We start from the raw sequence: 9800 nt of genomic DNA, 5'->3' as shown, positions 1-9800 counted from the left end.
TTTTAGCGAGCATAGCGGCAGTTAGAGGAAATCCGCGAAATCAGTCAGAAAAAATCTGCTTCCGAAGCAGATTTTTAGAACGCCTGAGGCGTTTAATCATCAGATTAAACGGTGAATGCGTTCGGTTCTGACTGATTTTGCGGATTTCCTCTTACTGCCGCTTAGCGCAGCGGCTGTATTTCCAACAGGACAGGTGCTTTTCACAGTCCGTCCCGGCTCACGGTAAGCGCCCCCTCCATCCGCTCCCGAGTCTAAAGCTCGTTAACTATATCCCGATTTTCGCTTTTTCTGCAGCACATTTGAACCAGCCCCCCCATAATGCCAGCAATATCCCGCATATGATGATCAGATACTGTATTTTTACCACATCACTCAGCGGACCAAATCCCAGGATGGCAATCGGCATTACTCCCTGTGAAACAAACTGGAGCAGTGAAAACACCCGACCCATATACTCTGGTTCGGTATTGGTCTGAATCAGTACCGTCTGTGCTGTCACCAGAACCGGCAGGAACATCCCGCATATACAATCGAGCAGGAGGTACAGGGTGAATGCACTGCTGCATCCCATCAATGCAAATGTAACCCCGAATCCGATCAGCGCTGCTGCAATCGCAGTGATCTTGTTTTTAATTTCTCCTTTCCAGACAACCAATAATCCGCCCAGCAGGGAACCTACCGTCCACAGTACCTCATTGGCAGTCAGTCTCCATACTTCGTCCCCGAAAGTTCTGGACACCATCAGCGGTGAAAGTACCGAGGCTGGGGTAATCAGTATAAAAGTCACAGCATAGCAGAGCATGATAATCTTTAAAAGAGGATGCCTCCTGGTATATCTTACGCCATCCTTCAGCTCTCCTATGACACTGCCATTTCCTTTGGCTGTACTTTCCTGTCCCGCTTTCTTTTTCTCCACTTTCATGAATGACATAATCAATATTGCGGCTGCAGCGGTTACAACATCCACTAGAAATGTCCACCGTATTCCAAGTGCGCCGAGTATGACTCCACCTGCGGCTGGTGAAACAAGAAGCAGGACATTATTAATGGTCTGGTTCAGCCCGTTGATTCTGACCAGCTGATCTTCCGGAACGATCTGAGGATACATCGCTCCCACTGCTGGTGCCTGAATTCCGCCTCCGAGAGAACGGAAAAAAGAGATGGCAATTAGTAACACAACACTTTCTCTTCCGCTTGCAAAGGCAATAAATGCCGCCAGAGTGGCAAGCGCGGTGAATCCGTCCGAAATCATGATCAGCCATTTTCGGTTATAACGATCGGCTGCGACACCGGCCCAGAGGGAAACGATGACCTGGGGCACCAGCGTTGCAATCGTCGCCGCTGTGATCCAGACTCCCGAAGAAGTTTTGAGTGTAATGTACCATATGATTGAGAACCCCACCACTGACGAGCCGAACAGGGATAGATTCTGACTGATTAAAAACAGTAAAATTTGCTTTTTCCATTTATTCTGTTGTTCCATAACTATGATTCTCCTAACATTTTTTATAGCTATGAGCACTTAGTGACCGCACTTTGGCCACTTACGTGCGATGCATAAAAAATAGTTGGCAAGGTTTTTTCGAGCTTTACTATTTTTTATTAAAAAGTGACTTGAATTTCTGCAATAAAAAATGCAGGACTCTCATATTAAAGATCTCTGCACACTTAATAAACGGACACACACGTATTCTTTTCCATACAGGCCCCTGCATCCTGATGCAACGGTCTGTTCTCTTTCCCCGCCAATTCCCGGCGGGTATGAAAAAAGTACTATGGACTGATCTTCTATCCGTAAAAATAAGCACAACAAAAATCCCTCTTAATGAGTGTATCTCTGATTTTTTATTGGGCAATTATCTTAAACGAATAAAAAACAACATCCATCGTACCTCCTTACATTTTTTCATATTCTAACATCCCGCATAGAAATAAGCAAGCATTTTTTACTTCATCCCCAATTTTTTCAGGCGGGTAAAATAATCCCTGCTCTCTGCCACAACTACTCCGTTCAGGGCAATCAGGGCTACCAGGTTCGGAAGTGCCATCAGGGCGTTAAAAATATCCGCAATATTCCAGACGGCTTCCACTGTCATATAGGGTCCGATGAAAATAGCAAGAATATACAGCCATCTGTATGTTTTCACGGCCTTCATATTTCTGTTGGACAGGTATTCCAGACACCGTTCGCCGTAATAATTCCATCCCAGTATTGTAGTGAATGCAAAAAATACCAGGCACAGCATCAGGGCAAATGATGCCACAGCCGGAGGAAACGGCAGGCCCTGCTGAAATGCTGCTGTCGTAATCTCCACCCCTTCCAGGCCCGTATTCCACGTTCCTGCGATTACAATGGATAATCCGGTCATTGTACAGATTACAATTGTATCGATAAAGGTACCTGTCATAGATACCAGTCCCTGACGTGCAGGTTCTTTTGTCTGAGCCGCTGCCGCTGCGATCGGGGCGCTTCCCAGACCGGCTTCATTGGAAAAGATACCTCTTGCGATACCTTTCTGCATGGCTATGATCATCGTCCCCATAATACCGCCTGCCAGCGCGCTTCCTGTGAACGCTGATTTTACAATCAGGGAGATTGCGCCCGGAATAGCCGGTATATGAGTCAGCAGAATAATCAGTGCCAGCAGCACGTACAGGATTGCCATAAACGGCACCACAATCTCTGATACCTTTGCAATACGCTTAATCCCGCCTATAACAACCAGCCCAACACAGAAGGTCAGGATAATTCCTGTTATCACGGTTGCCCATGAGTATGTACCGCCAAACATATTTACCGTATTTGCAAGATCCGGATCAAAGAAATTCTTCACTGCAGACGCAATACCGTTTACCTGTGTAAAAGTACCGATCCCGAACAGGCCGACACCCGCTCCGAAAAAAGCAAAGATCTTGGCAAGCCATCTCCAGTTCTTTCCCATTCCATTTTCAATGTAATAAAAAGGTCCGCCCAATACATGCCCTTCTTCGTCAATCGTGCGGTATTTGATAGAAAGCAGTCCCTCCGCATACTTTGTCGCCATGCCAAAAAAGGCGGCAACAATCATCCAGAATAAAGCCCCAGGCCCGCCCGCGGCAATCGCCGTGGCAACACCTACAATATTCCCGGTTCCGATTGTAGCAGAAAGCGCAGTACACAGCGCTCCAAAACTGGTTACCTCACCACGTCCATCATCTTCATTTTTAACCATGAATTTCAGTGCCTTGCCCAGATGTCTGATCTGAAGGCCCTTCAAACGAACTGATAAAAAGATTCCTGTCGCCAGGATAAGAATGATCAATGGAAGCCCCCACACGGCATCATCGACCCATTTGATAAAACTGTTGATCTGACTAAACATAAAATTACTCCTCCATCCTTTTGCCTGAGAGATTTACAGCTATTGCTGCTTACACCTTCGGCGCTCTTAAATCAAGAGACTCTCCTGAGTTTTAGTGCATTAACGCACAAAATAAAGGATATCACCTCCCCCACCATAAATCAAGTACTTTTTGGAGATAGGCGTGGATGGGTGGCTGGTATGGGGGAGGTACACGGGAGCGGCGGATTGGGCTGGGTATGCGGATATTTTTCCGACGGAGAAGTTAAAATATTTCTGTAATGGCATCGTATAAAGCACCGAAACCATGCTCCACATTTGCCTAATTAACATAAAACGTCCCCTTTTCCTGAAGGCGCCCCCATACCAACCACCACTATCACCTACCCCAGAGCCACATCGAGAATCATCATGAGTGTGAACCCTATTGCCACACCCACTGTGCTAATGTTTGTATGCGGTTCTGCCTGTGCTTCGGGTATCAGTTCTTCCACAACAACATAAATCATGGCGCCCGCCGCGAATGCAAGCAGGTACGGCAAGATGGGTACGACAAGACCGGTCAACAGAATTGTAATGACCGCCGCTATCGGTTCCACAATACCTGATAGTGTTCCGTATAGAAATGACCGTCCTTTTGTGACACCTTCACTTCTCAGAGGCATAGATATGATGGCACCCTCCGGAAAGTTCTGGATTGCAATACCGATTGACAGGGCAAACGCACCGGCAAGTGATATGGTTGTATTTCCGGAGATTGCTCCGGCAAATGTCACCCCGACTGCCATTCCCTCTGGTATGTTATGCAACGTTACCGCCAGCACAAGCATAGTGGATTTCTTCAGACTGGATTTTACACCCTCCGGCTCATCTCCGGTAAGATGCATATGCGGTGTCACTGTATCCAGCAGCAGTAAAAATCCCATTCCAAGCAGGAACCCCACCGCAGCAGGCACCCAGGCATGCGTACCACTCTCCCCGGCCATCTCAATAGCCGGTATTAGCAGAGACCACACGGATGCAGCTATCATAACTCCTGATGCAAAACCAAGCAGTGCCTTCTGTAGTTTTTCATTCATTTCCTTCCGCATGAAAAATACCATAGCAGAGCCAAGTGTTGTCCCTGCGAAAGGGATAAGTATTCCAAGCAACATATTCTGATTCACGTTTTTTCCCCCATTCATCTTATAGTTTCATACTTATGACCCTATCTTATGCATGAAGGAGGGATTTGTCAATGGAATCTATGTAAGTTCTGCCAGTTCTTTCCCAGCTGCTTCGCACTCATCTAAAGCTTCTTCGTCCGGAGCTTCATTGGCAATGATGCCTTCTGAACGCACCAGTTCCGCTCCTGCAGTCTGCATTCTATCGGCCCAGGTACGCATCCATTCGCCGTCTCCCCAGCCATATGAACCGAATAATAAAATATGTTTACCTGAGACAAGCGGCTCCAGTGCCGTTACAAAAGGCTCCATCTCGCTTTCTTCCAGTTCTTCCGCACCCATGGAGGGGCAGCCCAGTGCAAAGGCCTGCTCTTTTGCAACCGCTGCCGCATCGGCCGCTTCTGCCTCCACAAGCCTGGGATTTTTTCCCGCCGCTTCAATTCCTCTTGCAACCGCTTCCGCCATCGCCTGTGTATTTCCTGTTCCGCTCCAGTAAACTACTGATACATCCATTCCTACTACCTCCTAATTCTGAGCAATATCTTTTATGCTCTTTCCTGTCAAAAATTCGTTGACCGCACAGACTTTTGCCTGGTCGTATTCCTTGAAAATCATTTTCGCCGCTGCCGGATTGCTGTAGACTTTCCAGTAACCCAGAAACAAATACTCTTTGCCCGCATTATGAATAAATCCCTGCACATCCTCCACCGGATATCCGAAAAAAATACCGATCTCATGGGGAAATCCGATTCCCTCCCGGGCAAATAATTCGGTCCGGCAGGACAGCCTTTCCAGCATTTCCTCCAGTCCCATGTCTTCATAGCCCATTTCCCGGATAAAGCTCCTGATTCCCACCCGGTTCAGATATTCAAAGAGCGCTTTCTCACGATAAAACAGAACGAGGCATCTATCCTCTGACACGAATAATTTACGATATGCAATCCCTGTTCCGGCAAATATATACTGCAGTTCACAAAACAGAGAATCCTCCATTGTGATTCCGCAGGATACCTTTTTTCCCTTTAGGAACGGGGCACATTGAAGCACGATCTGAAATCTCAGCTTTAAACGGATATCCTCATGTTTTAAAAAATAAGAAAGCACTTCTGCAGGCATAATATCTCCTTTCCTAATTGATTATGATTCTCAATTAAATAAATTTTATCATACTTATATCAGATATTCAATTGTGACAAATGATAATTATTTTCATTTATAATTATAGTAATTACCTTCCCGGATGCCGTTCATTTTTGCCCGAAAAACCTCGATATAAAGTTTTATTTTATCCTTTTTTTAGTTGTTACTCCCCGCACTTTAGTGTATAATGAATTAAAGACATTTGAGCATTGAGAGGGCTCAAAAAAACATACATAAAGGAGAGATTCGCCATGGTAAATTTAATAACAGGCCCGAAAGGAAGCGGCAAAACACAGCAAATGATCGAACTTGCAAACGAGAAGGTGAAAACTTCCAATGGAAACGTAGTATTAATTAAAAAGAGTCATCGTGATACATACAGCGTAGATTTTCAGGTTCGCGCGATCTGTATGGCAGATTACAGAGATATTGAAACACTGGATGAGTTTATTGGATTTATATACGGCATGGTAGCCGGCAACCACGACATTGAAACAATTTTCATCGACGGAGTATTAAAGCAGGCAGATATTACGCTCAACAATCTGTCAGAATTTCTTGAAAAACTGAATAAGATTTCTAAAGAAAATAATATCGAATTTTTTATCAGTGTCAGCGCTGAGAGAAAAGATATGCCTAACATAGATTCACCGGATTATGCCGCTCTGAATTAATGAAGTTAAAGGGTGTATCAGCAGATCTCAACCTGTCTGATACACCCTTTATTTTATCCCATTTTCTAATTTCAATCCATCTAAATGTTCTGCCCTTTTTTATTTCCGGGCAATCTCACCTTATCAATTTTTGGATCCCTGTTCTTGTTGCCAGATTACCTAATGATGCATAAATGCTGTCCGAAAAGCCTTTTTATCACAGGCGAGGCGGATTTTTTTTGTTTTTTAAAAACAGAGGATACAGCTTCATCTGCCATATCCTCTGTTTTTATTTTTTAAAAGCTTCTATTCCTGCACTTCTTTCTGTTTTTCCTGGTTCTTGGAGGACTGCACTGCACTCTGTGCTTCTTCTCCGTTAAGGGAGAGTACTGTATTTGACTTTTCGCCTTCTTTATACTCTACAGTTACTTCCTGCCCCACTTCATATTTGATAATATCTATAAAGTCCACTACTGATACATCAAAGATCTCGTCTGAACCTTCCAGCATGATGTAGTAATGTGAGTTGCCATCAATAACGCCCTGAGCAATCTTCGTGATCTTCGCTGTCATAGTCTCTATCTCACGTGTATCCTTTTCAACCTCTTTGATTCCGTTTTCATACATGAGATTCGTATAGGACTCCTCACATGAGCTGACCGTATCTCCGATCGCCACGATCTGATACTTCTGTACGTTAACCATCGCATATTTCTTAACAAGCCCCGCATCATCTTTCAGCGCTATAAAGTAAGTCGGTTCCCCGGAAATATTCAAAAGCAGCGGGAAGGTTGCCTTATACTTCAGGTTCTGTACCTGGCCTTCCGCTGAGGACATCGCAGAATCTTCTGTGGCCCCCTCTATCCCATAAAACTTTGTCTCCATTGTCCGCTGATTCATCAGAACGAATCCAACATTAGACTGATCACCGCTGACAGAAGTCACACCGGTATATACCCAAACGTCATCTTCAATTGCAAGATAATTGTATCCGGTTGTTGTTTTCAGGCAGTCCTTTTGTCCGAGAATACTGTTAAAATAACCATGCTTTAATGATCCGTAGTAGTCATACAGTTCTACAAGCAGATCTGCCGAGTAGGCTCTGTCTATCCATTCCGGTGCATCTTCTATCTTGTAGTCCGTTGTTTCACCCGTTACGGCATTGCATAGTACAACACGGCCGATAGTTGTTCCTCCAAAAAGACCGATGTTAAACTTCTTCACTGGACAAATCCAGTAAGGCACACCATCGTCATCAATCTCAAAGCTCAGATCATTGAATATATAGGTTGGATATTTGAATCTCAGATGCCGGTAAATATTTCTGTTAAAGTGGTCGCTAGATGTGTACTTCATGCCCTCCTTTAACTTAACCAGCTCCGTATTCTGGGTTGCCATATCAATTTTAATATAAGCAGGAATCCCTTCCTTCTGGTTTGTCAGCCATTTTATCAGGCTGGCGTAACGCAGCGGTGATACCCGCACCGGCTGATCCTGATAATTAATCTGGCTGTACAGATCATCCACCTCGAACTGAGAAACCATGTCCACCATACTACCCATTTTACGGTTTCCAAGTATAGCCGCAGAATCTCTGTCCAAAAGCGGAATCTGGTCGAAAGACAGTTCCTCTATATCTTTTGTGAACTCGCCGTCTTTCACGTTCAGAAGCTTCTGATACTTCTTAGCATTAACAATCGGTGAAGATAGCAATGTCCCGATCAGATAAGCAGCCACGACCACAATCAGTATCCCCAGAATTACTTTTACCCCCTTTGAAGATTTAAACTCATACCGGTTCAACTTCTTTCTTCTGATGTAAATGAGGGCAGCTATAATAATAAGCACAATCAAAAACATCCAGAAATCTGATGAGTGGATATTGATTGCCGGCAGCGCTACATAATAATAAATTGCAGCGAGCAGTATGATCCCTACCACCGCCAACAGTTTCATTTTTCCTTTTTTCATACTTTTCCCTTTCTGTCCTTCTTCCTTAAGTCATTAAGTACTCTCCGGCATTTTGCCAAAGTTCTGTCAGTTTCCAAGAATTTTTAGAATCTCCTTCTCCATAGATCTGGTGAAAGCAGAAGAAGATACGGGAATATTTCCAGTCTTCCAATAAGCATATCCAGGCAGAACACTATTTTAGAGAGGGCAGAAAAATCATAAAAGTTTTCAATCGGCCCTGCCTGTGCCAAACCTGGCCCGACATTATTCAGCGTGGTCAATACAGCGCTGAATGTAGTTGTAAAATCAAAGTTATTGATCGAAACCAGCAATACAGATAACATCAGTATCAGGATATAGCAAATAAAGTAAATATATACGCCGTGCATGGTATCTCTTCCCACTTTTTTTCCGTTGATCTGTACGATCGTAACAGACTTGGGATGGAGCATCCTTCTGATCTCCTGCTTCACGCTCTTTACCAATATCAGCAAACGTGACACTTTTATACCGCCGCCTGTAGAACCGGCACACGCGCCGATCACCATCAATCCCAGCAGAATCACCTTCGACAATTCAGGCCACATGTCAAAATTGGCTGTACAGAACCCTGTTGTTGTAATAATTGCCGCAACTTGAAAGGATGCATACCGGAACGCATGTACAATATTTCCGTACATACTCAGTATATTGAGCGTAATAATTGCCATTGATCCCAGAATAATTCCAAGGTATGCACGAAGCTCTTCGTTTTTCAGTGCCGCCTTCCAGTTTTTCAGACGAATCAGGAAATAGAGATTGAAATTCACACCAAAAAGGATCATGAATACTGTAATTACTCCGTCAATATAAGCGCTGTCGTAATAGGTAATACTCGCATTTCTGTTGGAAAACCCACCTGTACCCGCAGTACTGAATGAGTGTATCAGCGCGTCATAAAAATTCATACCGCCCAAGAGCAGAAATATAACTTCCGCCGCGGTCAGTACAAAATACATAGAATACAAAATCTTAGCCGTACTTCTTGCCTTAGGCACAAGCTTATCCGCCTCCGGCCCCGGCACTTCCGCACGCATCAGATGCATGGAGTTCTCATCGTCCAGAGAAGTCAGCATCATAACGAAAACCAGCACACCCATACCGCCAATCCAGTGAGTCAGACTCCGCCAGAACGACATTCCCATGGGCAGGGATTCGATATTAGTCAATATAGTAGAACCAGTTGTGGTAAATCCGGACACTGTCTCAAAAAAGGCATCCAGATAGTTTGGGATACTCCCGGAAAGGAAAAAGGGCATTGCCCCGAACAGTGACCACAAAATCCAGGCGGAACCAACGATTACAAGGCCTTCTTTGCCGTAAATCATCTTGTTCCCCGGTTTCTTACGTCCAAAAATAAAATATATGATGAAAAGTATCGCACTCACCATTAAAAATGTAAGTCCGCTCTTTTCACCGTATAAAAAAGCGACCATTGCCGGAATCAGAAGAAGCGCCCCTTCCACTCCCAACATCTTTCCTATAATGAAAGCCGTCATTCTATAATTCATTTG

The 9800-nt window shown here is 44.4% G+C and carries 8 protein-coding genes and 1 riboswitch; of the genes, 1 reads left to right on the top strand and 7 read right to left on the bottom strand.

Translation table 11 applies throughout. The features are described from left to right. Positions 1-265: 265 nt before the first annotated feature. The 5 genes from HMPREF0240_RS07930 to HMPREF0240_RS07910 form a co-directional block, all read right to left on the bottom strand. Positions 266-1483: an MFS transporter gene (locus HMPREF0240_RS07930; RefSeq protein WP_035312651.1), complete on the bottom strand. Its 1218-nt coding sequence runs from the start codon at positions 1481-1483 to the stop codon at positions 266-268. A gap of 463 nt (positions 1484-1946) precedes the next feature. Further along, positions 1947-3362 carry a sodium:alanine symporter family protein gene (locus HMPREF0240_RS07925; RefSeq protein WP_009002925.1) on the bottom strand — a complete coding sequence of 472 codons (1416 nt, stop codon included), beginning with the start codon at positions 3360-3362 and terminating at the stop codon, positions 1947-1949. A 2-nt stretch (positions 3363-3364) separates the two neighbouring features. Beyond that, positions 3365-3459: riboswitch (glycine riboswitch) on the bottom strand. A 265-nt stretch (positions 3460-3724) separates the two neighbouring features. After that, positions 3725-4525 carry a ZIP family metal transporter gene (locus tag HMPREF0240_RS07920; RefSeq protein ID WP_009002924.1) on the bottom strand — a complete coding sequence of 267 codons (801 nt, stop codon included), beginning with the start codon at positions 4523-4525 and terminating at the stop codon, positions 3725-3727. A gap of 60 nt (positions 4526-4585) precedes the next feature. Next, positions 4586-5017 carry a flavodoxin gene (locus HMPREF0240_RS07915; protein ID WP_009002923.1) on the bottom strand — a complete coding sequence of 144 codons (432 nt, stop codon included), beginning with the start codon at positions 5015-5017 and terminating at the stop codon, positions 4586-4588. 12 nt (positions 5018-5029) lie between these two features. Beyond that, entirely contained in the window at positions 5030-5620 is a 591-nt protein-coding gene (locus tag HMPREF0240_RS07910; RefSeq protein WP_009002922.1) for a DUF3793 family protein, read from the bottom strand. Between the two features lie 275 nt (positions 5621-5895). On the opposite strand from HMPREF0240_RS07910, the gene HMPREF0240_RS07905 reads away from it, so the two are divergent. Then, entirely contained in the window at positions 5896-6318 is a 423-nt protein-coding gene (locus HMPREF0240_RS07905) for a hypothetical protein (RefSeq protein ID WP_035312650.1), read from the top strand. A gap of 285 nt (positions 6319-6603) precedes the next feature. On the opposite strand, the gene HMPREF0240_RS07900 is transcribed toward HMPREF0240_RS07905, so the two are convergent. After that, a complete protein-coding gene (locus HMPREF0240_RS07900; protein WP_035312649.1) occupies positions 6604-8268 on the bottom strand; it encodes a hypothetical protein in 1665 nt (554 codons plus the stop codon). A gap of 83 nt (positions 8269-8351) precedes the next feature. Beyond that, on the bottom strand, positions 8352-9797 hold the full coding sequence (locus HMPREF0240_RS07895; RefSeq protein WP_009002919.1) for a TrkH family potassium uptake protein: 1446 nt from the start codon (positions 9795-9797) through the stop codon (positions 8352-8354). Positions 9798-9800 lie beyond the last annotated feature (3 nt).

The sequence above is a fragment of the Clostridium sp. D5 genome, assembly GCF_000190355.1.
Taxonomy (GTDB): Bacteria; Bacillota; Clostridia; order Lachnospirales; family Lachnospiraceae; genus Faecalicatena; species Faecalicatena fissicatena_A.
Note: the sequence above shows the minus strand (reverse complement) of the source record. Positions and strands in the feature narration are given on the sequence as shown.